Genomic DNA, 25,970 nt, shown 5'->3' on the forward strand with positions numbered 1-25,970 from the left:
CCCGACCGCCTTGGCGCCGGCACAGGCGATGCCGCCGCTTACGGCGTCACGAAGGTCTTCAGCCAGTCCAGCGTGGGGTTGAGCGCCCAGGCGGCGGTGCCGCTGCGGTAGTTGCCGTCGACCAGCACGCCCGTGCACTGGGTGCCTGGATAGCCGCCGAAGCCCATGAAGCAGTGGTCGGCGTAGAGGTCCTGCACCTCCCGGTCCTTGACGACGTACCAGCCGCTGCCGTTGCTGCGGAAGCACGACTGCTGCCCGTCGCAGCGCAGGCCGGTGACCAGTTGCGCCTGGGTGCGGGCGACGTTCTCGGTGCCGCCGACGAACATGTCGCGCTCGCCGTTGATGATGCGCAGGCGATCGGACGGCAGGCTGTGGTTGCCGTCGGCGATGCAGGAGGCCAGGTTGTAGTAGGCGGTGTAGGTCGCGCCGGTGCCCTGGCCGAACGAGGCGGCGACCCGGGGATCGTAGTCGTGCGCCAGCACCGAGATGATCGAGCCCTGGCTGAGCCCGCCGGTCACCACGCCCTTGGAGCAATCGGCCTTGTCGCGGGCGCAGAGCTGGGCGATGGCGCTGTTGATGTTCTGCGCGTCGAAGATGGACTTGGCGCGGTTGCCGATGACGCCGCAGCTGCCGAAGCTGGCGTTGTCGTACTCCACCGAGGCCGCCACGAAGCCCTTGGCCGCGGCGGCATTCACCGCGGCCATCGCCCAGTTGCTCTGGTAGTTCTCGCCGGTCCCGCCGATATGCACGTAGACCGGGTACTTGCCCGTCGCGCGGGGTTCCTGGCCGCTGATCGCATAGGTGGTGACGCCGGCGTTGTAGCGGCCCCGGAAGGCATCGGTCTGGGCGCTGGCCAGGCCCGGGGCGGCAAGGGCGAGCAGGCCCAGGCAGCGCAGGGCCAGCGACAGGAACGGGGCGGGGGTGGTGCGGGACATGAGGGATCTCCTTTCGGTGCGATGGAAAGCGGGCGCGACTTACGCGTTCAGCCTCCAGGTGGGGCATGACAGTTCTGGCAGCGATGTGGCGCGCTTGGGTAGACAGTCCGCCAAGGTTCGACCGGCAGCACGGGCCGACGCGCGCTGGAGTGGGCGCCGGCCGTGGAACGGGCGGCATGCGCCGGTCGCACGCGCGGTCGGTCGTCGGCGCGGCCGGGCCGCGGGATGTGCGCGGCATCAGGTAAAATCCGCGTCTTGTCCTTACAACTGTCCGGAACGCCCCATGGGTAGAGGCCCCTCGATCGAAGCCCGCAAGAACGCATCCGATGCGAAGCGCGGCAAGATTTTCACCAAGATCATCCGCGAGATCGGCGTCGCCGCGCGCGCCGGCGGCGGCGATCCGTCCAACAACCCGCGGCTGCGCGTGGCGATGGACAAGGGGCTGGCCTCGAACATGTCCAAGGACGTGATCGAGCGGGCGATCAAGAAGGCCACCGGCGAACTGGAAGGCGTGGAGTACGAGGAAGTGCGCTACGAGGGCTACGCCCCGGGCGGGGTGGCGGTGATCGTGGACTGCCTGACCGACAACCGCGTGCGTACCGTGGCCGACGTGCGCCACGCCTTCAGCAAATGCGGCGGCAACATGGGCACCGACGGCTCGGTGGCCTTCATGTTCAAGCGCCTGGGCGTGCTCAGCTTCGCCGCCGGCGCCGACGAGGAGAAGATCACCGAGGCGGCGATCGAGGCCGGCGCCGACGACATCGTGGTCTACCCCGAGGACGGCGCGATCGACGTGCTGACCGCGCCGGAGGCGTTCCAGGCAGTCAAGGACGCCATGGACGCGGCCGGCCTGGCCGCCGACCACGCCGAAATCACCTTCCGCGCCGACAACGACATCGCCGTGGACGGCGACACCGCGGTGCAGGTGCGCAAGCTGCTGGACATGCTGGAAGACCTGGACGACGTGCAGAACGTCTATTCCAACGTCGACCAGGCCGCGCTGAGTGACGGGGGCTGACACCATGAAACCCGGGGCCCGGGGCCCAAGACCCGGAACCCGGGGCGGCGCCGTGCCGGTGCCGGAGGCATCGCCGACGTCGATGGCTGCCACGGGCATCTCTGCCCGCACGGGCGCTGCTTTCACGATTCCCGATTCCCGATTCCCCAATCCCGGCTCTACCCGCATCCTCGGCATCGACCCCGGCTCGCAGCGCACCGGCGTGGGCATCATCGACGTGGACGCGGCCGGCCGTACCCGGCACGTGCACCACGCGCCGCTGGTACTGCTGGGCGAGGGCGACTTCGCCCTGCGGCTCAAGCGCCTGCTGCACGGGCTGGATGCGCTGATCGAGGAGTACCAGCCGCAGGAAGTGGCGATCGAACGCGTGTTCATGGGCAAGAGCGCCGACGCGGCACTGAAGCTCGGCCATGCCCGCGGCGCGGCGATCTGCGCGGCGGTGCTGCGCGAGTTGCCGGTGCACGAGTACGCCGCCAAGGAGATCAAGCTCGCCGTGGTCGGCAAGGGCGCGGCGGAGAAGCAGCAGGTGCAACACATGGTCGGTCTCATGCTGAGCCTGACCGGCAAACTTCAGGCCGACGCCGCCGACGCACTGGCCGTCGCCATCACCCATGCCCACGTGCGCGCCACCGCGCAGCGCCTGGGCGTCAGCACGCAGCAGGCGTGGAGTAGAAAATGACAAAGGCTGGGAATCGGGAGTCGGGAATCGGGAATCGGAACGGCAGAAGCGGTGAAGCGGTCACCCGCTTTGCCCATTCCCCATTCCCCATTCCCCAATCCCGGCGCCTCGCACGAGGCGCCCAATGATCGGCCGTCTGCGCGGGATCCTGGCCTACAAGCAGCCGCCGTGGCTGGTGATCGACGTGGGTGGGGTGGGGTATGAGCTGGAGGCGCCGATGAGCACCTTCTACGACCTGCCCGACGTCGGTCGCGACGTCATCCTGTTCACCCACTATGCGCAGAAGGAGGACAGCGTGTCGCTGTACGGCTTCCTGCGCGAGGGCGAGCGGCGGCTGTTCCGCGACGTGCAGCGGGTCAGCGGGATCGGCGCGAAGATCGCGCTGGCGGTGCTGTCCGGGGTCAGCGTCGACGAGTTCGCGCGGCTGATCACCGCCGCCGACGTCACCGCGCTGACCCGCATCCCCGGTATCGGCAAGAAGACCGCCGAGCGCATGGTGGTGGAACTGCGCGACCGCGCGGCCGACTTCAGCGGCGGTGCGCCGGTGACCGGACAACTGGGTACCGACGCGGTCTCCGAGGCCACGGTGGCCCTGCAGCAGCTCGGCTACAAGCCGGCCGAGGCGGCGAAGATGGCGCGCGACGCCGCCGCCGACGGCGACGAGGTCGCCACGGTGATCCGCAAGGCCCTGCAGGCGGCGCTGCGCTGACCTCGGGTCGGCTCGGCTCCCCGCTCTTTCTTCACGTTCTGGCGCTACTCTTCCCACCATGTCCAGCTCCTCCAGTTCCGCCGCCCGCCCGGGCAGCCACGATCCGCACGCCAAGACGGGCTTTGGGGTGATGCTGACCGCCATCGGCGTGGTCTTCGGCGACATCGGCACCAGTCCGCTGTACACGCTCAAGGAAGCGTTCTCGCCGCACTACGGGCTGACCCCGGACCACGACACCGTGCTGGGCATCCTGTCGCTGGTGTTCTGGGCGCTGATGCTGGTGGTCACGGTCAAGTACGTCACCGTGATCATGCGCGCCGACAACGACGGCGAGGGCGGCATCATGGCGCTGACCGCGCTGGCGCAGCGGACCCTGCCGGGCGGCTCGCGCTCGATGTACGTGGTCGGCATCCTCGGCATCTTCGGCGCCTCGCTATTCTTCGGCGACGGCGTCATCACCCCGGCCATCTCGGTGTTGTCGGCGGTGGAAGGCCTGGAGGTGGCCGCGCCCAAGCTGGAGCCGTTCGTGGTGCCGATCACCCTGGTGGTGCTGGGCATGCTGTTCATGGCCCAGCGCTACGGCACCGAGCGGGTGGGCAAGGCGTTCGGGCCGATCACCCTGGTCTGGTTCGTGGCCCTGGGCGCGATCGGCGTCTACAACATGACGCGCGCGCCGGAAGTGCTGCACGCGCTGAACCCGTGGTGGGGCGTGCGCTTCTTCGCCGAACACAACTGGCACGCGGTGTTCGTGCTCGGTGCGGTGGTGCTGGCGGTGACCGGCGGCGAGGCGCTGTACGCGGACATGGGCCATTTCGGCGCCAAGGCGATCCGCCGCTCGTGGCAGTGCGTGGTGCTGCCGATGCTGACCCTGACCTACCTGGGGCAGGGCGCGCTGGTGCTGCGCGATCCTGCGGCAGTCAGCAACCCGTTCTACGAGGCGGTGCCGGAGTGGGCGCTGTACCCGATGATCGTGCTGGCCACCGCGGCCACGGTGATCGCCTCGCAGGCGCTGATCACCGGCGCCTACTCGGTGGCCAGCCAGGCCATGCAGCTGGGCTACATCCCGCGCATGCACATCCGCCACACCTCGCACTCCACGATCGGCCAGATCTACGTGCCGGCGGTGAACTGGTGCCTGCTGGCGTTGGTGGTGGTGGCGGTGATCGGCTTCGGCGACTCCACCTCGCTGGCCACCGCCTACGGCGTCTCGGTCACCGGCACCATGCTGATCACCACCGTGCTGATGGTCATCTACGCGCGCGCCAATCCGCGCGTGCCGGCGCCGCTGCTGTGGCTGTTCGCCCTGGTCTTCCTGGCCGTGGACTGCGCGTTCTTCTACGCCAACATCATCAAGTTCCTGGACGGTGCCTGGTTCCCGCTGCTGCTGGGCCTGATCCTGTTCACCCTGATGCGAACCTGGCGCCGCGGCCGCAAGCTGCTGCACGACGAGATCCGCAAGGACGGCATCAAACTCGACACCTTCCTGCCCGGGCTGATGCTGGCGCCGCCGGTGCGCGTGCCCGGCACCGCGGTGTTCCTGACCGCCGACCCGATGGTGGTGCCGCACGCGCTGATGCACAACCTCAAGCACAACAAGGTGCTGCACGAGCGCAACGTGTTCCTGACCGTCGAAACCCTGCAGGTGCCGTACGCGGCGGCCGGGCAGCGGCTGAAGATCGACGCGATCGGCGACGAGTTCTACCGGGTCTACGTGCGCTTCGGCTTCATGGAGACCCCGGACGTGCCGCTGGCGCTGATGCGCTCCTGCGACCAGGGCGGGATCTACTTCGACCCCATGGACACCACCTATTTCGCCAGCCGCGAGACCATCGTGGCCAGCGCCAACCGCGGCATGCCGATCTGGCGCGACAAGCTGTTCGCGGTCATGCACCGCAACGCCGCCCCCGCCACCGGCTTCTTCCGCATCCCCGGCAACCGCCTGGTGGAACTGGGCGCGCAGGTGGAGATCTGAGGCCGCGACGGTGTCGCGGCCTTGGGAATGGGGAGGCGGGAATGGGGAACAGGGAAAGGCAACTGCCGCGGCGTCTGGCCTGAAACCAGGCGGCGACCATCAAAGTAAGCGCCAGCCGTGCCGCCAACCGCTACTATTGTCCGCTCGATTCCCCATTCCCGATTCCCCAATCCCGGCTTTCCATGGACCGCATCATCGCCAGCAGCGCCACCCGCGAGGATGACGCGGCCGAGGCCAGCATCCGCCCCAAGCGGCTGGACGACTATCTCGGCCAGCAGCCGGTGCGCGAGCAGTTGTCGATCTACATCGAGGCGGCCAAGGCGCGCGGGGAGGCGATGGACCATGTGCTGATCTTCGGGCCGCCGGGCCTGGGCAAGACCACGCTGAGCCACGTCATCGCCAACGAGCTGGGGGTCAACCTGCGGGTCACCTCCGGCCCGGTGATCGAGAAGGCCGGCGACCTGGCCGCGCTGCTGACCAACCTGCAGCCGCACGACGTGTTGTTCATTGACGAGATCCACCGCCTGTCGCCGGTGGTGGAAGAAGTGCTGTACCCGGCGATGGAAGACTTCCAGATCGACATCATGATCGGCGAGGGCCCGGCCGCGCGCTCGATCAAGATCGATCTGCCGCCGTTCACCCTGATCGGCGCCACCACCCGCGCCGGCCTGCTGACCGCGCCCTTGCGCGACCGCTTCGGCATCGTCCAGCGCCTGGCCTTCTACACCCCGGACGAGTTGGCGCAGATCGTGCGCCGCTCCGCCAGCATCCTCGGCATCGCCTGCAACGCCGACGGCTGCGCCGAGATCGCGCGCCGCGCGCGCGGCACCCCGCGCATCGCCAACCGCCTGCTGCGGCGGGTTCGCGACTTCGCCCAGGTCCGCGCCGGCGGGCAGATCGACCTGGCCGTGGCGCAGGCCGCCACGCAGATGCTCAAGGTCGACGCCGAGGGCTTCGACGAGCTGGACCGGCGCATGCTGCGCACCATCATCGAGTACTTCGACGGCGGTCCGGTCGGCGTCGAGTCGCTGGCCGCCTCGCTGTCGGAGGAGCGCGGCACCCTGGAGGACGTGATCGAGCCCTACCTGATCCAGCAGGGCTACCTGATCCGCACCGCCCGCGGCCGCATGGCCACCAATAAGGCCTATCTGCACCTGGGCTTGCAGCCCAAGAACCGTGAATTGGGAATCGGGAATGGGGAATCGGGGGCGCTGTTCTAGGATGTTCTGGTTACCTAGCTATCGACAGGAGCGCCGCTCTTGACTGCCGATTCCCCATTCCCCGTTCCCGATTCCCGGCTATTCAGTTGGCCGACACGCGTCTACTGGGAAGATACCGACGCCGGTGGCGTGGTCTACCACGCGCGCTACGTGGCCTTCCTGGAGCGGGCGCGCACGGAGTGGTTGCGGGCGCTGGGGTATGGTCAGGAGCGTCTGCGCCTGCAACACGATCTGGTGTTCGCGGTGCGCGCGATGCAACTCGACTTCCTGCGCCCGGCACGCCTGGACGATTCCCTGCAGGTCGGCGTCGCGCTGTCGCAATGCAAGCGCGCCAGCCTGGTGTTCGCGCAGTCGATCCGCCGCGACGACGGGGAGCTGCTGTTGCGCGCGCAGGTGCGGGTGGCCGCGCTCAGCGCCGGCAGCTTCCGCCCGCGCGGCATGGACGACGCGCTGCACGATGCATTGAAAGTTCTTGAAATCACTGAAGCCGAATTACTGAGGAACGACGGATGATCGCATTGCTCCTGGCCCTGCAGGACACGGTGGTGGAGGCGCTGCCGCAGGACGTGACCCAGACCGCCACCCAGGCCGTCGCCAGCACCGCCGCCCATGGCGGCATCAACTACCTGGACCTGATGGTCAAGGCCAGCCTGCCGGTCAAGGTGATCGTGCTGCTGCTGCTGCTCGGCTCGCTGATCAGCTGGGTCATCATCTTCCGCAAGGGCAAGGTGTTCAAGGACGCCAACCGCGAGGCCGACGACTTCGAGAACCGCTTCTGGTCCGGCACCGACCTGAGCAAGCTCTACGCCGGCGCCACCGACCGCAACCGCGTGGTCGGCGGGCTGGAGGCGATCTTCGAGGCCGGGTTCCGCGAATTCACCCGCCTGCGCGACAAGCGCCGGCTCGATGCACGCATCCAGTTGGAAGGCGCGCAGCGGGCGATGCGCGCGACCTACGCGCGCGAGGTCGACCGCCTGGAGCGCAACCTGGAACTGCTCGCCAACATCGGCTCCACCGCCCCGTACGTGGGCCTGGTCGGCACCGTGTTCGGCATCATGGTGACCATGCACGACATGATCAACAGCGGCCAGCAGGCGGGCATCGCCGCGGTCGCGCCGGGCATCTCCGAGGCGCTGTTCGCCACCGCCATCGGCCTGTTCGTGGCGATCCCGGCGGTGTGGGCCTACAACCGCTTCACCACCCGGGTCGAGCGCCTGGCCGTGCGCTTCGAGACCTTCTCCGAAGAGTTCAGCTCCATCCTGCAGCGCCAGGCCAGCGGCGACTGAGCGTCGCCCGCCTGTCCACGACTCCCAGGATTCCCGCATGACTGCCGCCATTTCCCGCCGCAAGCGCCGCAAGCTCAAGTCCGAGATCAACGTCGTGCCGTACATCGACGTGATGCTGGTGCTGCTGATCATCTTCATGGTCACCGCGCCCTTGCTCAGCCTGAGCGTGGACGTGGACCTGCCCGATTCCACCGCGCGCTCGGTGGAGAGCAAGAAGGATCCGGTGATCGTCACCGTCGATGCCGAGGGCCGTTACACGCTGACCCTGCAGGACGGCAAGCCGCAGAAGATCGCAGCGCCGGAGCTGAAGGCCAAGATCCAGGCCTTCGTCGGCCAGAACAAGGACGTGCCGGTGTTCGTTGCCGCGCCCGGCACCTCGAACTACCAACTGGTCATGGACACCATGGTCATGCTGCAGCAGGCCGGGGTGCCCAAGGTCGGCTTGATGAGTCAGCCCGGAAACAATGCACGCTGAAGCCGATTCCCGCCCGCCGCAGCAGCGCGGCGACGACAAGGGGCTGATCTTCGGGGTCGCCCTGGCGTTGCTGGTGCACGTGCTGATCGCACTGCTGTTCTTCCTGGCCTGGTGGTGGTCGCCGGTGCGCCAGGTCGAACCCGCCGCCGGTTCGCCGATGGTCGAGGCCTCGCTGGTGGTCTCGGCCGCCGACGTGCGCTCGGCGCAGAAGGCGGTGAAGGACGCGCCCAAGCCCTTGCCCGAACCGCTGCCCGAGCCGGTCAAGGACATCGCCGAGGAAGACACGGTGCCGCCGCCGCAGCCGCTGCCCACGCCCAAGCCGCAGCAGGCGCCGACCCCGCAGCAGCAGAAGGCGCAGGACTTCGTCCCGGTGCCCGACAAGGTCGACCAGGACCGCGCCACCCGCACCGCGATCTCCCAGGAAAAGGAGAAGCAGGAGCAGGAGGCCAAGCGCCGCCAGGAACAGATCGACCTGACCGAGCAGAAGCGCCAGCAGGAGGCCGAGCAGAAGCAGCGCCTGGCCGCGCAGCAGGAAGAGGAGCGGCAGAAGAAGATCGCCGACATCCGCAAGCAGCGCGAGAAGCTGGAGCGCGAGGCCCAGCTGGCGCAGCAGAAGCTGCAGCAGATCGCCGACCTGAACGCCAAGAAGGCGTCGGCGGCCGCGGCCACCACGCCGCAGCAGGCGCCGGGCCAGAACGGCACCAACACCGACCTGCAGGCCAAGTACGCCGCGGCGATCCAGCAGGCGGTGCTGAGTCAGTGGGTGCGCCCGGACTCGGTGCCGCTGGGGCAGAAGTGCAAGATCTCGATCACCCAGATCCCAGGTGGCCAGGTCATGCAGGCCAAGGTCAGCCCCGACTGTCCCTACGACGAGGCCGGCCGCCGCTCGATCGAGGCCGCGGTGCTGCGTGCCCAGCCCTTGCCCTACCGTGGCTTCGAGACCGTGTTCGCGCGCAACCTGACCTTCAACTTCACCGCCCAGGACCAATGACCCCGGCGGCTGACGCCGCGTTGCGCGCGCCCCAGCCATCCACCCGACATGCGATGGGCGATAATGTGCTGCGTCCTGCCATCGGCTTCACATGGCGATGGTTCATGATTGCGAATACGTTCACCCGCGCATTGCTATCTCTTGCGCCTTTCCGATCCTGCTGAGCGACCCATGAAGAAACTGCCGCGCTGGCTTGCCGTTCTCACCGCCCTGTTGCTGCCTCTCGCCGCGTCCGCGCAGGACAAGGGCCTGGAAATCGACATCGTCGGCGGCAATGCCTCGGCGACCCCGATCACCGTCGTGCCGATGCCGTACCAGGGATCGGCGACCCCGCCGAGCACCGACGTCGCCGCGGTGGTTCGCGCCGACCTGGATCGCTCCGGCCAGTTCCGCAACCTGCCCGAATCGCAGATCGTGGAGCGCCCGACCCGCGGCAGCGAGGTGCAGTTCGCCACCTGGCGTGCGCTGAAGCAGAGCTATCTGGTGGTCGGCCGGGTGATGGATGCCGGCGAAGGCGCCTACCGGGTCGAGTACGAACTGTTCGACGTGGGCAAGGGCGAGCGCATGCTCGGCCTGGCGATGACCGCTCGCGCCAACGCCATGCGCGACGTCGCCCACCAGATGGCCGACGCCATCTACGAGAAGATCACCGGCGTGCGCGGCGCGTTCTGGACCCGCATCGCCTACGTCACCGCCAGCGGCAAGGGCGGGGCGATGCGTTATGCGCTGATGGTGGCCGACTCCGACGGCTACAACCCGCAGACCATCGTCCGCTCGGCCGAGCCGCTGCTGTCGCCGAACTGGAGCCCGGACGGCAAGAAGCTGGCCTACGTGAGCTTCGAGCGCGGCAACTCGTCGATCTACATCCAGGACATCGCTACCGGTGCGCGCCAGCTGGTGTCCAGCTTCCGCGGCATCAACGGCGCGCCGTCGTTCTCGCCGGACGGCAAGAAGCTGGCCCTGGCGCTGTCGCGCAGCGGCAACCCGGAGATCTACGTGATGGATCTGGGCAGCAAGCAGCTGACCCAGCTGACCAACCACTTCGGCATCGACACCGAGCCGACCTGGGCGCCGGACGGCAACAGCATCTACTTCACCTCCGACCGCGGCGGCCGCCCGCAGATCTACCAGGTGCCGGCCACCGGTGGCAGCGCCACCCGCATCACCTTCCAGGGCAACTACAACGCGACCCCGAGCGTGTCCTTCGACGGCAACAAGCTGGTCGTGGCCCAGGGCAGCGGCAACACCTACAAGATCGCGATGATGGACCGCAGCCTGGGGTCGCCGCGCTGGAGCACGCTGTCGACCGGTTCGCTGGACGAGTCGCCGAGCTTCGCCCCCAACGCCAGCATGGTGCTGTATGCGGCGCGTGAAGGCGGCCGTGGCGTGCTGTACGCGGTCTCGGCCGATGCCCGCGTGCGGCAGCGCCTGGTGCTCGCCGATGGCGACGTGCGCGAACCGTCCTGGTCGCCGTATCGCACCGCACGTTGACATGTAAGTTTGGTGTTAATATTTCGCTGTTGAACCCCTCATCGGCCCAGGAGCCACAAGGTATCCCCATGAACAAGACCACCCGCGTTCTGCTTGTTTCGCTGTTGTCCGTTGCAGCTCTGGCCGGCTGCGCCAAGAAGGTCAAGGAACAGCCCCAGACCGACACCACCGGCACCACCGGTACCACCGCCCCGACCGGCCCGTCGACCTCCGGTCTGTACGGCCCGGGCGACCTGGACACCGATTCCTGCCTGCGTCAGCGCGTGGTCTACTTCGACCTGGACAAGGACGCCGTGAAGCCGGAATTCCAGGCGATCATGGCGTGCCACGCCAAGTACCTGCGTGACCGTCCGTCCTCGCGTATCACCTTGCAGGGCAACACCGACGAGCGTGGTTCGCGCGAGTACAACATGGGCCTGGGCGAGCGTCGTGCCAACGCCGTGTCCTCGGCGCTGCAGGCCAACGGTGGCTCGGCTGCGCAGCTGACCGTGGTCAGCTACGGCGAAGAGCGTCCGGTCTGCACCGAGTCGAACGAGTCCTGCTGGTCGCAGAACCGTCGCGTCGAGATCGTCTACACGGCGCAGTAAGAAAAGATGCGTATCGGTGTCCTTACATCGATGATCGTCGCGGCGGCCCTCGTGGCCGCCGCGCCGGCTCATGCGCAGCGCGCAAGCCTGGCCGATCGCGTTTCCGCGCTCGAGCAGCAGGCCATGAATACCCAGGCCAACACCGATATGCTGAACCAGCTCAACCAGCTGCGGACGCAGATGCAGTCGATGGAGGCCACGATCGAACAACTGCAGCACAGCAACGACCAGCTCAAGCAGCAAATCAAGGACCAGTACCTGGACCTGGATGGCCGCGTGGGCCGGCTCGAGAATGGTGCAGGGGCAGGGGCGACGCCGTCGTTGCCGCCGGCCAATGGCGCCGCACCGGCTGTCGCGCCGGCCGCGCCCGCAGGCAAGCCATCCGCCGTCGCCGAGCCGCCGCCGTCGGTGCACGGCGACGCCGGCACCCTGGCTGCCGCCGGCGACGAGCGTGCCGCCTACAACGTCGCCTTCGACGCCCTGAAGGCGGGCAAGTACGCCGACTCGGCGAACCTGTTCCAGAACTTCCTGCAGGCCTACCCGAACGGCGTGTATGCGCCGAACGCGCTGTACTGGCTCGGCGAGAGCTACTACGCCACCAAGAACTTCCAGTTGGCCGAGGCCCAGTTCCAGGACCTGATCGGCCGCTACCCAACCCACGACAAGGCGCCCGGTGCGCTGCTCAAGCTCGGCCTGTCCCAGTACGGCGAAGGCCGCGTCCAGGACGCCGAGCAGACCCTGCAACAGGTCGGCGCGAAGTATCCTGGGTCCGATGCCGCGCGGACCGCGCAGGACCGCCTGCAGTCGATCCGTCTCGGCCAGCAGCTGCGCTGAGCCCCTAACGCTGCCGCCGTCGTCGCGGGAGCACTCTTCTCCCGCCATGGCCGCCGTTCCCAGCGATATCGTCCAAAGCCCGCTGCCCCGCCTGAAGCTGACGGAGATCTTCCTGTCGCTGCAGGGCGAGGCCGAGAGCGCCGGCTGGCCGACCGTGTTCGTGCGTCTCACCGGCTGCCCGCTGCGCTGCAGCTACTGCGACACCGCCTACGCCTTCCACGGCGGGCAATGGTGGGACATCGACGCGATCCTCGACGAGGTGGCGCGCCACGGCGTGCGGCATGTCTGCGTCACCGGCGGCGAACCGCTGGCGCAGAAGCGCTGCCTGCAGCTGCTGCAGCGCCTGTGCGACGCCGGCTACGACGTGTCGCTGGAGACCTCCGGCGCGCTGGACATCGCCGAAGTCGACCCGCGCGTGTCGCGGGTGCTCGACATCAAGACCCCGGCGTCGCAGGAGGCGCACCGCAACCGCTGGGAGAACCTGCCGCTGCTGACCGCGCGCGACCAGATCAAGTTCGTCCTGTGCGGCCGCGCCGACTACGAATGGGCGCGCGCCGTGGTCGCCGAACACCGACTGGACACGCGCTGCACCGTCTGGTTCTCGCCGAGCAAGAGCGAACTGACCGCACGCGACCTGGCCGACTGGATCGTCGCCGATCGCCTGCCGGTGCGGTTCCAGATGCAGTTGCACAAGCTGCTGTGGAACGACGAGCCGGGGCGGTAGCTGCACGCTGGCGCGCAGCTGGGAATCGGGAATGGGGAAACGGGAATCGGAGAGCGCCGCGCGGTAGGCGTGGCTCTACCTGATCCGCTTTCGCTTCTCGAAGACCTTCGATCTTCCCGGTCCAGCCTGACTGCTACGCTCTTCCCATTCCCGTTTCCCCATTCCCCACTCCCGGCATCCAGATGAAAAACGCCGTCGTCCTTCTCTCCGGTGGCATGGACTCCGCCGTCGTCGTCGCCATCGCCCGTGCGCAGGGTTTCGCGGTGCATGCCTTGAGCGTGCGCTACGGCCAGCGCCATACCTCAGAACTGGATGCGGCCGCGCGCGTCGCCTCGGCGCTGGGCGCGGTGGCACACAAGACCGTCAACGTCGACCTGCGCAGCATCGGCGGCTCGGCGCTGACCGACGACATCGAGGTGCCGGACGCCGGTGGCGACGGCATCCCGGTCACCTATGTGCCGGCGCGCAACACCATCATGCTGTCGGTGGCGCTGGGCTGGGCCGAGGTGCTGGGCGCGGCCGACATCTTCTGCGGGGTCAACGCAGTGGACTATTCCGGCTATCCCGATTGCCGCCCCGAGTTCATCGACGCGTTCCAGACCCTGGCCAACCTGGCGACCAAGGCCGGGGTGGAGGGTGCGGGGCTGCGCGTGCATGCGCCGTTGCAGCACATGAGCAAGGCGGACATCGTGCGCGAAGGCGTGCGCCTGGGCGTGGACTTCGGCCTGACCGTGTCCTGCTATCGCGCCGACGACGCCGGCCGCGCCTGCGGCCACTGCGATGCCTGCCGCCTGCGCGCGGCCGGCTTCGCCGACGCCGGCGTTGCCGACCCGACCCGCTATGCCTGATTTCGCGAAACGCCCCGTGCTGGGGTAGACTACGCGCCCCGGTGCAACGCCGGGGTCTTGTTTTGGGCCGTTAGCTCAGTCGGTAGAGCAGAAGACTTTTAATCTTTTGGTCGATGGTTCGAATCCATCACGGCCCACCACTCCGCTCAGCGGGTCACGCGTCGCATTTGGCGTTTTTTTCGCCAGCTTCGGACATCACTCCTGAATTCAACGCGAGGTGCGCTGCTTCCTTGTCGGGATTGCGTGGTCGTCGGCTTGCTGCATTCACTTCCACCATTGCGCGAAAGCTGCAAGCGTGGCCAGTCGCACTGGTTGGCAGCCACCGCATCCCGATCGCTCACCCCAAAGGCTGCAGGAGCAACGCGAGGCACAAGCCCAGCATGAACAGCGCGACCGCCGCATCCAGCAACCGCCACGCAGCGGGCTTGCGGAACACGGGCTGCAGCAGCCGCGCGCCGTAGCCCAGGCTGCCGAACCAGGTCGCGCTGGCCAGGCAGGCGCCGAGTGCGAAGGCCCAGCGCAGTGGTCCCGGGTAGTGCGTGGAGAGGCTGCCCAGCAGCGCCATGGTGTCCAGGTAGACATGCGGATTGAGGAAGGTGAAGGCCAGGCAGGTCAGCAGGACGCGTTGCCAGCTCCGCTGATCCTCGCCGTGCGCCAGCAGGCCGCCACTGCCGCGCCAGGCGCGTCGTGCCGCAAGTAGCGCGTATGCGCCGAGGAAGGCCGCACCGCCGAAGCGCAAGGCCTGCAGCACGCCCGGCCAGGCGTCCACCACGGCACCGATGCCGGACACGCCGAGGACGATCAGCGCGATGTCGCTGGCGGCGCACACGGCCACGACCAGGCCGACATGCCGACGCTGCAGTCCCTGGCGCAGCACAAAGGCGTTCTGCGCGCCGATGGCGACGATCAGGCCGGCGCCGGCGACGAGGCCGGCCAACAGTGCGTGCAGCCACATAGCGTTGAGGTCCTGGGACATGGGGCGAGCATGCTGCACGCGTCGGTGTGATTAGCCAAACTCATTCTCCTGTACGCTCTGAAGAATCTCTAATCCGCATAACCGCCATGGATCTGCTCCACCCCCAGCTGTCCGCCTTCGCCGCCGTGTTGGAAGAAGGCAGCTTCGAGGCCGCCGCGCGCCGCCTGGCGCTGACGCCGTCGGCGGTCTCGCAGCGGATCAAGGCGCTGGAAGACCGGCTTGGCCAGGTGCTGATCGTGCGCCAGGCTCCATGTCGGCCGACCCCCGCCGGGGAGCGCCTGCTGCGCAGCGTGCGGCCGATGCAGGTGCTGGAGGCCGAGGCGGTGGCCGACCTGTTGCCCGCGCCTGCGAGCAGTGCAGCGGCACGCAGCATCGCCATCGCCGTCAACGACGATTCGCTGCAGACCTGGTTCCTGGACGCGCTGGCGGCGCTGCACGACGCGCATGGCTACCTGTTCGATATCCAGGTGGACGACCAGGACCACACGCTGGAGCTGTTGCGCAGCGGCGCGGTGCTCGGTGCCGTCACCTCCGTCGGCAAGGCGTTGCAGGGCTGCAATGTGCTGGCGCTGGGCGCGATGCGCTACCGCGCGATCGCCTCGCCGGCGTTTTTCGCCCGCTACTTTGCCGACGGCCTGGATGCGGTGGCGCTGGCCCGCGCTCCGATGATCGTCTACAACCGCAAGGACGCGCTGCAGGCGCGCTTCGTGCGGCGCGTCGCCCGCGCGCGGCTGAGCCCGCCGATCCACTACCTGCCGACCTCCATCGGCTTCGTCGAGGCGGCCGCGCGTGGACTGGGCTGGTGCCTGGCGCCGGAGCCGATGCTGGTGGCCGCGCTGCGGCAGCGGCAGATCGTGGTCGTCGACCCGCAGCGCTGGCTCGACGTGCCGCTGTACTGGCAGCATGTCGCGGTCCGTTCCAGGACGCTGCAGCACATCGCTCAGGCGCTGCGTGCCGCAGCGGAGGGCATGCACGCGCCAGCGCCGCTTGCCTGAGCGTCGCTCGCGGTGGGTCGCTTGCTCCGGCGCCGATCATCGTCCAGGGCGACCTCCTGCTTGTGACGGCAGCAGTGCATCGACGCCGAGTGCTGCTGGGATCAGGTCAGGGTCGTTTCGCGGATGACGCCGCTCGGCCTCATGCCGCCTCGTGCAGGAGCGCAGCGCCGGCGTCTGTGTCCGCAGGGCGCATCAGGATCCCGGTCACTTCGGTGATGGGGTGGACGAGCGTCAGGGCGGAGGGCGCGGCGGACGACGGCGTCAGGCCTGCGCCGTGCTGAAGATCCCGGCCAGGCTCTCGCTCAGGATCAACTGCAGATGCATGCGGTTGAGCTCCACGCCGGTGGTCATCATCATGTGCAGGCCGCCGCACATCGCTGCGACCGCGTAGACGCGGGCCTGGAATTCGGCTTCGCTGCCGCTCCAGCCGTGGTCGCGCAGCATGCGCCGCAGCAGGTCGCCGAGGTTCTGCACCAGGGACACGTTGAGCCGGCGCGCGTACTGCGCCAGTTCGGGGTCGCGTGCGGCGGCCAGGTCCATCTCCAGATCCAGGCGCCGCCGCCGCTGGTTGGCATCGGCCACCAGCCAGTCTTCCAATGCCCCGGCGATGAAGGTGGTCGCGTCCTGGTGCGGCGGCGGTTGCAGCAGCCACATGGTGCGGATCGCACGCTCGTAGCCGCGTTCCATCAGCGCCTGGACCAGGCTGCGCTTGTCGTCGAACTGCCGACGTACCGCGCTGCAGGAGACCTCGGCAGTCCCGGCGATCAGTTCGAAGGTGGTGGCGCCGAGGCCGTTCTTGACGATGCAGCGCTCGGCCGCATCGAGGACGTCATCGTGCAGGCGCTGCTCGCGTTCGCGGGCGCTGTGCAGCCGGACTACGTTGGACATGGCGTGAGCTCGGGGGGAAGCGATGCCACATGAAGGGGAGGTATGCCAGGCGACCGGCCGCGACGCGCACGCGATACGTGACGCCGCCGCGGACGGCATGCCGATAAAGGCAGCGCGATTGTAGACGCGATGCGTCGCGGTCGCGCGTGCGGCGGCAAGTCAGTCGATCCCATAGCCACCACCGTGACGGGCGGCACTCTCGAGTGGGGGTGTCGATGCGCACTTCGCGCGCAATGGACGCAGCGGGCACGGCTGCATGACTGGGTGCTGGAGCGCGCGCGTGGGAGCGGGCGGTTTCAGTGGTGCCGGCACGACACGGCGCACCGCGGGATGCTGCGATTGCGGATGTGAACAGGGGGACACGCGCTGTCGGAAAGTTCCAAGCCGCGTGCTGACCAGCCTGGGAGTCCGGCGGGTACTGCTGTCAACTTCGGGAAGTGTGCCGTAGATACCGTCTTCCCCCTAGCAGGCAAGGCCCCTTTTCGGATCGAACGCCGTGCCCGATTTGAGAACGCCGTAGGCCAGGTGCAGGAGCTTGCGCATGGCGGCGCACACGATCTGCTTGCCGGTTTTGCCACGTTCGCTCAGCCGCTGTTTCAGCGCCCGGATGATCGGGTTGTGGGTCATGGCCACCAGGGCCGGCATGAACAGGCCTGCGCGCAAGCGGGGCGAGCCGGTGCGCGAGATGCAGACGTGGCCTTTGCGCTCGCCCGACTCCTGCAGGCACGGATTCAGGCCCGCGAAGGCGGTCACCGCCGAGGCATCGGCGAAGCGCCTCACATCGCCAAGCTCGGCCGGCATCAAGGCCGCGCTGGTGTCGGCAATCCCCTGGATGCTCACCAGCAGCTCGCACTGCCCACGCAAGGTCGGATCCTGGTCGATATGGTCATCGATGGCCTGCTCGATCTGGGCGATGTGGTGTTGCAGATCGGCCAGATGGACCTGGATCGAGTCCTTCACCTGGGCCGGAGCGACGTCCAGCCGGTTGCGCTCCATCTGCAGCATCTGTTGCAGATCCTGGCGCCGGCGCACCAGCGCTTTGAGCTGCTTGAGTGCCGGTGGATCAGGGTGCCAACGGCGCAACTGCTCGCGGTGACGCAGGGCATAACTGGCGATCAGCTTGGCATCGCTGCGATCGGTCTTGACCCGGCTGAGGTGGCTGCGTGCGTACGCGGCCGTCTGCGCCGGGTTGAGCACGCACACCCGATAGCCGCGTGCGTGGAGGAACTCGGCCAGCGCCTGGTGGTAGGTGCCGGTGGCCTCCATGGCGATCCAGCTATCGGGCTGGGCATGCGTCTGCAGCCATGCCTGCAGGGCCTGGAAGCCCTTGGCATCGTTGGACAACTTGGCCTTGGTACGGTGCTTGCCATTGGTCAGCTCGATGGCCACATCGAAACTGCGTTTGGCGACGTCGATGCCGATGACGGCAGACATAGGCGATTCCTCCATCGTGTCAGGGTCATGATCGGCGCTGGGCCCGGTCCTGCCTTGTCGATGCGAGTTCACGCCCGGGGGCGGACTCTGGATACCGTTCGGACACACAAGGGCCAGCATGTGGAGGGCGGAGCCGATCTACGATGCAAGCTCGAAGCTTTAGGAGCGACTGGACCTCCCGCACCTCCTCCGATGATCAGTCGGAAGACATGACGCCTATTTAGGGGCGACATGTCCAGATACAAGGAGCGGCTTCAGCCGCGACGGGCGTTACCGGGAACGCCCCGTGGGGAGATGACGCAACGTGCATCGATTCGAGCGTGGCGGGAGCGGATTAGGCGCTGCCCTCGTGTCGCCGTGCTTACCAGCCGAACGGCGGCGGGCCGTAGGCGCCGGGATAGTAGCCGCGACCGAACACCGGGCCGTCGCCGCGGCCGACGCTGATGCTGATGCCCATTTGCCGCGGCTTGCCGTCATCGGTATAGGAGGTCTTGCACAGGTTCAGATTGGCGGCCTGGTAGTTGCTGTTGCCGCCATGCGTGGAATAGCCGATGCCGGTGGCGACGCTGCCGTGCACGTCGCCGTTGCAGCGGTCGGCCTGCGCCTGCAGGGCCTCGGCGCGCGCCTGCGCTGCCGCCGCCTTCTGCGCCGAGGCCGAGGTGCCGCTGGTATCGCCGTAGTACGTGCCCGGCGGATCGGCCTTGGTGCCGGGATCGGCGTAGGTGATCGGTTGTTGCGGCACGCTCAGGTCGAGCTTGCGCTTGGCCGCCTCGCTGTCGCTGGTGGCATCGGCGGTCTGGGCCAGGGCCGGGCCGGCAAGCAGGGCGCAGGCGAAGAAAAGGAGGCTGCGGTTCATCGGGCATCCGCCAGAAGAGAGGGGCCCGGCGGAGCCTGTCAGACGCTCCGCCGTGACGCTGACGCTATCAATACCACGTTGAACCCGGCCTGTCGGCGCCGCGGGCCGCGCCGCGACGTGCCGATGCTGCAGGCGCCGGTGCCGCGCTTCAACCCTGTCCGTGCACCACGTCGAGCAGTTGCTGGCCGTAGCGGGCCAGCTTGCTGCCGCCGATGCCGCCGACCCGCGCCAGTTCGTCCAGGCTGCTCGGGCGCTGCTCGGCGATGTTGCGCAGGGTGCTGTCGTGGAAGATCACGAAGGCCGGCACGTTCTGCTCCTTGGCCAGCCCGGCGCGGAGGTCGCGCAGCGCATTGAACAGGGGCAGGTCCTGCGCCTGCACCGGCACGCCGGTGCGCGGGCTGCCGCCGCGCTCGCGGCCGCGGCTGGGCAGTTCGCGGCGCATCATGATCTTGCGTTCGCCCTTGAGCACCTGGCGGCTGGCGTCGGTGAGGCGCAGGCCGCCGTAGGCGTCGCTGTCCACTTCCAGCAGGCCGGTGGCGACCAGCTGCCGGAACACGCCGCGCCAGGCGCGCGCGTCCAGGTCCTTGCCGATGCCGTAGGTGCTGAGCTGGTCGTGGCCGAACTGCTTGATCTTCTCGCCTTCGTTGCCGCGCAGGATGTCGATCAGGTGGCCGACGCCGAAGCGCTGGCCGCTGCGGTACACGCAGCTCAGCGCCTTCTGCACGGCCACCGTGGCATCCCAGGCGTCGGCCGGCTGCAGGCAGTTGTCGCAGTTGCCGCAGGGCTGCGGATAGGTCTCGCCGAAGCCGGCCAGCAGCACCTGGCGGCGGCACTGCATCGACTCGCAGTAGCCCAGCAACTGGTCGAGCTTGCGCCGTTCCACGCGCTTGCGTTCTTCGCCGGCCTCGCCCTGCTCGATCATCTGCTTGAGCAGCACCACGTCGCCCAGGCCGTAGCACAGCCAGGCTTCGGCGGCCTCGCCGTCGCGGCCGGCGCGGCCGGTCTCCTGGTAGTAGCCCTCCAGCGACTTGGGCAGGTCGGTGTGGGCGACGAAGCGCACGTCGGGCTTGTCGATGCCCATGCCGAAGGCGATGGTGGCGCACATCACGATGCCGTCCTCGCGCAGGAAGCGGCGCTGGTTGTCGGCGCGCACCTCGGCCGGCAAGCCGGCATGGTAGGGCAGGGCGTTCAGGCCCTCGCGGGCGAGGAAGTCGGCGGTCTCCTCGACCTTGCGCCGCGACATGCAGTAGACGATGCCGGCGCTGCCGCGGTGCGCGCGCAGGAAGTCCAGCAGCTGGCGCCGCGCATTGTCCTTCTGCACCACCGTGTAGCGGATGTTGGGGCGGTCGAAGGAGCTGACGAAATGGCACGCCTGGGCCAGGTCCAGGCGCTCGGCGATCTCGCGCTGGGTCGGCGGGTCGGCGGTGGCGGTGAGGGCAATGCGCGGGGTCTGCGGCCAGCGCTCGTGCAGCACGGTGAGCTGGCGGTATTCGGGGCGGAAGTCGTGGCCCCATTGCGATACGCAGTGCGCCTCGTCGATGGCGAACAGGGCGATGCGGCTGCGCTCGATCAGCGACAGGAAACGCGGGGTCAGCAGCCGTTCGGGAGCGACGTACAGCAGGTCCAGTTCGCCGGCCAGCAGGTCGCGCTCGACCCGCTGCGCGGTCTCGCCGTCCAGGGTGGAATTGAGGTATTCGGCACGCACGCCGAGCTGGCGCAGCGCCTCGACCTGGTCCTGCATCAGCGCGATCAGCGGCGAGATGACGATGCCGGTGCCGTCGCGCAGCAGCGAGGGAATCTGGTAGCACAGCGACTTGCCGCCGCCGGTGGGCATCAGCACCAGCGCGTCGTGGCCGGCGGCGACGTGTTCGACGATGTCCTGTTGCAGGCCGCGGAACTGGTCGTAGCCGAAGACGCGGCTGAGCAAGGCGTGGGCGGGGGAAGACATCGGTGTAGGATACCGCGCCGCGCAAGGGCGGTTGGCTTCCTGGTGTGCGCAAGCGCGTGTCAGGCGAACGCGCGCTGGTCTGTAGGTGGCGACGGTCTTGCGGTCGCGGCAGACGAAGCCTGCCGGGGGCCGAGATGGAAAGGCGTCGGGACTGACGTCCCTTCCACAGTGCACCCAGCCAGCGTCCCGCGCCGCGCCGCGCGGCGGGGCGCGCGGGCGGCTGGCCCTGCCTGCCTGCCAGGCAGGCAGGGCGGCAGCGCTTACTGCAGCAGCGAGCGCAGCATCCAGGCGTACTTCTCGTGGGTCTGCAGGCGCTGGGTCAGCAGGTCCACCGACGGGTCGTCGCCGGCGTCGTCGGCGGTCTTGAGCACCTTGCGTGCGGTGCGGCACACCGCTTCGTTGCCGACCACCAGCTGGCGCACCATTTCGCGCCAGTCGGCGCTGTCGCTGAGGCCTTCCTCTTCCGGGATCGAGGTCAGCGCGGCGTATTCCTTGTAGGAGCCCGGGGCGTTGAAGCCCAGGGCGCGGATGCGCTCGGCGACGTCGTCCAGCGCCGACCATTGCTCGGTGTACTGGGTCTCGAACATCAGGTGCAGCGAGTTGAACATCGACCCGGTCACGTTCCAGTGGAAGTTGTGGGTCTTCAGGTAAAGGGTGAAGGCGTCGGCCATGTAGTGCGACAGGCCGTCGGCGATCTTCTTGCGATCGCCGCCGCCGATCCCGATATCGATGTTGGGCGCGGACGGCGCCAGGCCGGCCAGCGGCTGGCCGGCGACGGCCTTGCTGGCGGCGTTCTTGGTCTTGCCGGGGGTCTTGTTCTTGGCCATGGGAGTTCCTCTTTGGGGGTTACAGACGAGATGGCGTCACAATAGACAGACTAAAGCATGTGCTGTGATTCAACGTTCAATGGCATCCGATTGATGAACGCTATCGAAAAACCTACCGTGCCGGCACGCCTGCGCGAACGCCGCGCCGCGATCGACGGCGCGCTGACCCGCGACCGTGGCCGCCTGCTGGGCCTATGGTCGCGCTGGCAGGCCGCGCCCGGCAATGCCGCGCTGGAGACGGCGTTCGAGCAGGCGCTGCAGGCGTCGCAGGCGCGTTGCGCCGCGCGTGCGGCGCAGCAGCCGGCGATCACCCTGGATCCGCAGCTGCCGATCGCGCGCGAGGCCGAGCGCATCGTCGCGCTGATCCGCGAGCACCAGGTGGTGGTGATCGCCGGCGAGACCGGTTCGGGCAAGACCACGCAGTTGCCGAAGCTGTGCCTGGCCGCCGGGCGCGGCGCCGCCGGCATGATCGGCTGCACCCAGCCGCGGCGCATCGCCGCGCGCGCGGTGGCCAGCCGCGTGGCCGAGGAGCTGCGCACGCCGGTGGGCGAGACGGTGGGCTTCCAGGTGCGCTTCAACGACCGCGTCGGCGAGCAGACCCGGATCAAGTTCATGACCGACGGCATCCTGCTGGCCGAGATCGCCAGCGACCGCTGGCTGTCCGGCTACGACACGATCATCGTCGACGAGGCGCACGAGCGCAGCCTCAACATCGATTTCCTGCTCGGCTACCTGAAGCAGTTGCTGCGCAAGCGACCGGACCTGAAGGTCATCGTGACCTCGGCGACGATCGACACCGCGCGCTTCGCCGCGCATTTCGACGATGCGCCGGTGATCAGCGTGGAAGGCCGCACTTATCCGGTGGAGGTGCGCTACAGGCCGCTGGAGGAGGCGGGCGGCGAGGAGGCCGACGCCGAGAGTGGCGACAACGCCGGCGACCGCACGGTCAACCAGGCGATCGTGGCGGCGATCGACGAAATCACCCGGCTGGATCCGCGCGGCGACGTGCTGGTGTTCCTGCCAGGCGAACGCGAGATCCGCGATGCGCACCATGCGCTGGAACGGCGCAAGTACCGCGAGACCGAGGTGCTGCCGCTGTACGCGCGGCTCTCCAACGCCGACCAGGATCGGGTGTTCAATCCCGGCCCAAAGCGGCGCCTGGTGCTGGCCACCAACGTCGCCGAAACCTCGCTGACGGTGCCGCGGATCCGCTACGTGGTCGATCCCGGCTATGCGCGGGTCAAGCGCTACAGCCCGCGGCAGAAGCTCGATCGCCTGCACATCGAACCGATCTCGCAGGCCAGCGCCAACCAGCGCAAGGGCCGCTGCGGCCGCATCGCCGAGGGCATCTGCTACCGGCTGTACGCCGAGGCGGATTTTACGGCGCGCCCGGAGTTCACCGATCCGGAGATCCGCCGCTCCAGCCTGGCCGGGGTGATCCTGCGCATGTTGCAGCTGGGGCTGGGACGGATCGAGGATTTCCCGTTCCTGGAGCCGCCGGACGAGCGTGCGGTGGCCGACGGCTGGCAGCAACTGGTGGAACTGTGCGCGGTCGGCGAGCCGGACCGCCATGGCCTGCGCAAGCTCACCGAGATCGGCCGCAAGATGGCGCGGCTGCCGGTGGACGTGAAGCTGGCGCGGATGCTGGTGGCAGCGCAGCAGCACGGCTGCCTGCGGCCGATGCTGGTGATCGCCGCGTTCCTGGGCATCCAGGATCCGCGCGAGCGCCCGCCGGAGGCACGCGAGGCCGCCGACAACGCGCATGCCAGGTTCGCCGATGCGCGCTCGGAATTCGTCGGCATCCTGCGCCTGTGGGACGGTTACCGGCAGGCGCACGAGGACCTGACCCAGTCCAAGCTGCGCGATTGGTGCGGACGGCATTTCCTCGGCTTCCTGCGCATGCGCGAGTGGCGCGAACTGCACCGCCAGCTGCATCTGCTGTGCGCGGAGCTGGGCTGGACCGAGGAGCCGGCGGAAGCCTCCCTGCGGCCCCTGCTGGCCGGCGCTTCCGCGCCCGCGCCGGCGCGCGATGCCGAGACCGCGGCGCGCGCGACCCGCGGGCAGCTGCACCGCGCCGCGCGCCTGGCCCGCGAAGGCCGCGGCACCGGCACGCCGGCCACTCCCGCACCGGCGGCTCCGCCACCGGCGCCCGCCGAGTCGGGCGAGGCGCCGCGCGCCAGCGAACGCGAGCGCGCCGCCGCCTACCAGGCGCTGCACCGCGCCTTGCTGGCCGGGCTGCCGACCCAGGTCGGCCACCGCACCGAGAAGGGCGATTTCCTGGCGCCGCGGCAGCGCCGCTTCCTGCTGTTCCCCGGCTCGACGCTGGCGCGCAAGCCGCCGCCGTGGGTACTGCCGGCGACGTTGCTGGACACGCAGAAGGTGTGGGGCCTGACCAACGCCGCGATCGAGCCGGATTGGGTGATCGCCGAGTTGCCGCACCTGCTGGCGCGCAAGCATTTCGATCCGCACTGGTCGCGCGCGCAGGGGCAGGTGCTGGCCTCCGAGCAGATCAGCCTGTTCGGGCTGGTGCTGGCGCCGAAGAAGCCGGTGCACTACGGCCGCATCGATCCGCCCGGCGCGCACGAGCTGTTTGTGCGCCAGGGCCTGGTGCCGGGCGAGATCAACACCCGCGCCAGCTTCGTCGCCGACAACCAGAAGGTGCTGGCGCAGGCGCACGAGGAGGAGGCCAAGCTGCGTCGCGCCGGCATCGTCGCCGACGAGGACTGGCAGGCGCGCTGGTATCTGGACCGGATTCCCGGCGAGATCCATTCCGCCTCCGGCCTGGACGCCTGGTGGAAGGCGCTGGCGCCGGAGCAGCGGCGCGCGCTGCACTGGTCGCTGGCCGACCTGTTGCCGGGCGAGGGCAGCGCCGCCGAGCGCTATCCCACGTACTTCCCGCTGGGCGATGCGCGGCTGCCGCTGCACTACCGGTTCGAACCGGGCGCGGCCGACGACGGCGTGACCCTGGAGGTGCCGGTGCACCTGCTCAACGCGCTGGACCCGGCGCGGCTGTCGTGGCTGGCGCCTGGCTTCGTCGCCGACAAGGCGGCGGCGCTGATCCGCAGCCTGCCCAAGGCGCTGCGCCGCAACTACGTGCCGGCGCCGGACTTCGCGCTTGCGTTCTACGAGGCGTTCCCGCAGCCCAGCGCCGACGACATCCGTGGCGAGCTGGCGCGGTTCCTGCAGCGCGCCACCGGCGTGCCGCTGAGTGCGCTGGAGTTCGACGAGAGCACGCTGGAGCCGCATCTGCGCATGAACCTGCGCCTGCGCGACGAGGCGGGCAAGGTGCTGGCCGAATCGCGCGACCTGGACGCGCTGCGCGCGCGCTTCGGCGAACGTGCCGGGCAGGCCTTCGCCGCGCGCGCCGGCCGCGCCATGGCCGCGACCGGGCTGCGCGAGTTCCCGGCCACGCCGATTCCGCTGCAGGTGCCGGGCGAAGCCGGCGTGCCGGCGTATCCGGCACTGGTGGACGAGGGCGACAGCGCCGCCCTGCGCATCTTCGCCGACCGTGCGCAGGCCGAGGCGGCGCATCCGCGCGGCGTGCGTCGGCTGCTGGAGATCGCCCTGGCCGACAAGGTCAAGCAGGCGCGCAAGCAGTTGCCGGTCTCGCCCAAGACCGGGCTGTTGTACGCGGCGATCGAATCGCAGGAACGCCTGCGCGGCGACCTGGTGGAAGCGGCGTTGAATGCGCTGCTGGAACAGGGGCTGGAGGCGATCCGCGATGCGGACGGTTTCGCTCAGCGCCGCGACGCCGCCGCCAAGCAGCTGTTCGGCGAGGCGATGGAGCGGCTGAAACTGGCCGAGGCGATCATGGGCGCGGCCGCGGAACTGAAGCCGCAACTGGAATCGCCGCTGATGGGCTGGGCCAGCGGCAACCTCGACGACCTGCGCGCGCAACTGGCAGCCTTGCTGCATCCGGGCTTCCTGCGCGAGACCCCGGCCACGGCGCTGGCGCAGTTCCCGCGCTATTTGCGCGCGATGATCCTGCGCGCCGAGCGCGCCAAACGCGATCCGGCGCGCGACCAGGCGCGGATGCTGGAACTGAAGCCGTTCGTCGACGCACTGGCCGACGCGGCTGCGGCCGGACGTGGCGACACGCCGGAGTGGCAAGCGCTGCGCTGGGACCTGGAAGAACTGCGGGTGTCGCTGTTCGCCCAGGAACTGGGCGCCCGCGCCGGCATCTCGGCCAAGAAGCTGGCGCAGCGGGTGGCTCTGCTGCGGTGATTGGGGAGTGGGGATTCGGTGTGAGATTCCACCGCTGTTCCCGTACCACCCGC

At 68.9% G+C, this 25,970-nt stretch carries 23 protein-coding genes and 1 tRNA gene; 17 read left to right on the forward strand and 7 right to left on the reverse strand.

The features are described 5' to 3' along the window. Positions 1-38: 38 nt before the first annotated feature. Positions 39-935, reverse strand: coding sequence for a hypothetical protein (locus ACHWVH_RS17885; RefSeq protein ID WP_394687667.1), 897 nt, complete (start codon positions 933-935; stop codon positions 39-41). A 283-nt stretch (positions 936-1,218) separates the two neighbouring features. On the opposite strand from ACHWVH_RS17885, the gene ACHWVH_RS17890 reads away from it, so the two are divergent. The 15 genes from ACHWVH_RS17890 (at position 1,219) to ACHWVH_RS17960 (ending at position 13,909) form a co-directional block, all read left to right on the forward strand. Next, complete coding sequence (locus ACHWVH_RS17890) at positions 1,219-1,953, forward strand: YebC/PmpR family DNA-binding transcriptional regulator (protein ID WP_010344319.1); 735 nt, start codon at positions 1,219-1,221, stop codon at positions 1,951-1,953. 82 nt (positions 1,954-2,035) lie between these two features. Further along, on the forward strand, positions 2,036-2,632 hold the full coding sequence (gene ruvC / locus ACHWVH_RS17895) for a crossover junction endodeoxyribonuclease RuvC (protein WP_394687668.1): 597 nt from the start codon (positions 2,036-2,038) through the stop codon (positions 2,630-2,632). A 124-nt stretch (positions 2,633-2,756) separates the two neighbouring features. Beyond that, entirely contained in the window at positions 2,757-3,341 is a 585-nt protein-coding gene (gene ruvA, locus ACHWVH_RS17900) for a Holliday junction branch migration protein RuvA (RefSeq protein ID WP_010344317.1), read from the forward strand. Between the two features lie 58 nt (positions 3,342-3,399). Next, a complete protein-coding gene (locus ACHWVH_RS17905; RefSeq protein WP_017907445.1) occupies positions 3,400-5,313 on the forward strand; it encodes a potassium transporter Kup in 1,914 nt (637 codons plus the stop codon). Between the two features lie 182 nt (positions 5,314-5,495). Beyond that, complete coding sequence (ruvB, locus tag ACHWVH_RS17910; RefSeq protein ID WP_267086433.1) at positions 5,496-6,533, forward strand: Holliday junction branch migration DNA helicase RuvB; 1,038 nt, start codon at positions 5,496-5,498, stop codon at positions 6,531-6,533. 39 nt (positions 6,534-6,572) lie between these two features. After that, positions 6,573-7,046, forward strand: coding sequence for a tol-pal system-associated acyl-CoA thioesterase (ybgC, locus tag ACHWVH_RS17915; protein WP_039725849.1), 474 nt, complete (start codon positions 6,573-6,575; stop codon positions 7,044-7,046). Further along, positions 7,043-7,819, forward strand: a complete 777-nt coding sequence (gene tolQ / locus ACHWVH_RS17920; RefSeq protein ID WP_017907448.1) for a protein TolQ — start codon at positions 7,043-7,045, stop codon at positions 7,817-7,819. The genes ybgC and tolQ overlap by 4 nt, the downstream gene beginning before the upstream one ends. A 37-nt stretch (positions 7,820-7,856) precedes the next feature. Further along, on the forward strand, positions 7,857-8,294 hold the full coding sequence (gene tolR / locus ACHWVH_RS17925; protein ID WP_394687669.1) for a protein TolR: 438 nt from the start codon (positions 7,857-7,859) through the stop codon (positions 8,292-8,294). Beyond that, positions 8,284-9,285 (forward strand): cell envelope integrity protein TolA, encoded by a 1,002-nt coding sequence (gene tolA, locus ACHWVH_RS17930; protein WP_394687670.1) that lies wholly within the window; start codon positions 8,284-8,286, stop codon positions 9,283-9,285. Before tolR ends, tolA begins: the two co-directional genes overlap by 11 nt. Before the next feature lie 171 nt (positions 9,286-9,456). Then, positions 9,457-10,776: a Tol-Pal system beta propeller repeat protein TolB gene (gene tolB / locus ACHWVH_RS17935; RefSeq protein ID WP_148828954.1), complete on the forward strand. Its 1,320-nt coding sequence runs from the start codon at positions 9,457-9,459 to the stop codon at positions 10,774-10,776. 68 nt (positions 10,777-10,844) lie between these two features. Then, entirely contained in the window at positions 10,845-11,363 is a 519-nt protein-coding gene (pal, locus tag ACHWVH_RS17940; protein WP_295923728.1) for a peptidoglycan-associated lipoprotein Pal, read from the forward strand. 6 nt (positions 11,364-11,369) lie between these two features. Then, a complete protein-coding gene (ybgF, locus tag ACHWVH_RS17945; RefSeq protein WP_209245944.1) occupies positions 11,370-12,197 on the forward strand; it encodes a tol-pal system protein YbgF in 828 nt (275 codons plus the stop codon). Between the two features lie 46 nt (positions 12,198-12,243). Continuing rightward, positions 12,244-12,921 carry a 7-carboxy-7-deazaguanine synthase QueE gene (gene queE / locus ACHWVH_RS17950; RefSeq protein ID WP_152180781.1) on the forward strand — a complete coding sequence of 226 codons (678 nt, stop codon included), beginning with the start codon at positions 12,244-12,246 and terminating at the stop codon, positions 12,919-12,921. 182 nt (positions 12,922-13,103) lie between these two features. After that, on the forward strand, positions 13,104-13,769 hold the full coding sequence (gene queC, locus ACHWVH_RS17955; RefSeq protein ID WP_026143259.1) for a 7-cyano-7-deazaguanine synthase QueC: 666 nt from the start codon (positions 13,104-13,106) through the stop codon (positions 13,767-13,769). Positions 13,770-13,833: 64 nt separating this feature from the next. Then, a tRNA-Lys gene (locus ACHWVH_RS17960) sits at positions 13,834-13,909 on the forward strand. A 197-nt stretch (positions 13,910-14,106) separates the two neighbouring features. Here ACHWVH_RS17960 and ACHWVH_RS17965 read toward each other — a convergent pair. Further along, entirely contained in the window at positions 14,107-14,724 is a 618-nt protein-coding gene (locus tag ACHWVH_RS17965) for a LysE/ArgO family amino acid transporter (protein ID WP_295923871.1), read from the reverse strand. 107 nt (positions 14,725-14,831) lie between these two features. Here ACHWVH_RS17965 and ACHWVH_RS17970 point away from each other — a divergent pair, with 107 nt between their 5' ends. Beyond that, on the forward strand, positions 14,832-15,740 hold the full coding sequence (locus ACHWVH_RS17970; RefSeq protein WP_295923726.1) for a LysR family transcriptional regulator ArgP: 909 nt from the start codon (positions 14,832-14,834) through the stop codon (positions 15,738-15,740). A 261-nt stretch (positions 15,741-16,001) separates the two neighbouring features. Here ACHWVH_RS17970 and ACHWVH_RS17975 read toward each other — a convergent pair whose 3' ends face one another. From ACHWVH_RS17975 to ACHWVH_RS17995, 5 genes are all read right to left on the reverse strand, one after another. Further along, positions 16,002-16,628: a TetR/AcrR family transcriptional regulator gene (locus ACHWVH_RS17975; RefSeq protein ID WP_394687671.1), complete on the reverse strand. Its 627-nt coding sequence runs from the start codon at positions 16,626-16,628 to the stop codon at positions 16,002-16,004. A gap of 462 nt (positions 16,629-17,090) precedes the next feature. Beyond that, positions 17,091-18,062, reverse strand: a complete 972-nt coding sequence (locus tag ACHWVH_RS17980) for an IS110 family transposase (RefSeq protein ID WP_295923719.1) — start codon at positions 18,060-18,062, stop codon at positions 17,091-17,093. Between the two features lie 361 nt (positions 18,063-18,423). Further along, positions 18,424-18,918, reverse strand: coding sequence for a hypothetical protein (locus ACHWVH_RS17985; RefSeq protein WP_267110405.1), 495 nt, complete (start codon positions 18,916-18,918; stop codon positions 18,424-18,426). A 148-nt stretch (positions 18,919-19,066) separates the two neighbouring features. Then, a complete protein-coding gene (gene recQ / locus ACHWVH_RS17990; protein WP_394687672.1) occupies positions 19,067-20,866 on the reverse strand; it encodes a DNA helicase RecQ in 1,800 nt (599 codons plus the stop codon). Positions 20,867-21,126: 260 nt separating this feature from the next. Then, entirely contained in the window at positions 21,127-21,693 is a 567-nt protein-coding gene (locus tag ACHWVH_RS17995; protein ID WP_394687673.1) for a Dps family protein, read from the reverse strand. 93 nt (positions 21,694-21,786) lie between these two features. Here ACHWVH_RS17995 and hrpA point away from each other — a divergent pair, with 93 nt between their 5' ends. Continuing rightward, positions 21,787-25,917 carry an ATP-dependent RNA helicase HrpA gene (gene hrpA, locus ACHWVH_RS18000; protein ID WP_394687674.1) on the forward strand — a complete coding sequence of 1,377 codons (4,131 nt, stop codon included), beginning with the start codon at positions 21,787-21,789 and terminating at the stop codon, positions 25,915-25,917. The last annotated feature ends 53 nt before the right edge of the window (positions 25,918-25,970 follow it).

The organism is uncultured Xanthomonas sp., from assembly GCF_964278005.1.
GTDB classification, from domain to species: Bacteria; Pseudomonadota; Gammaproteobacteria; order Xanthomonadales; family Xanthomonadaceae; genus Xanthomonas_A; species Xanthomonas_A sontii.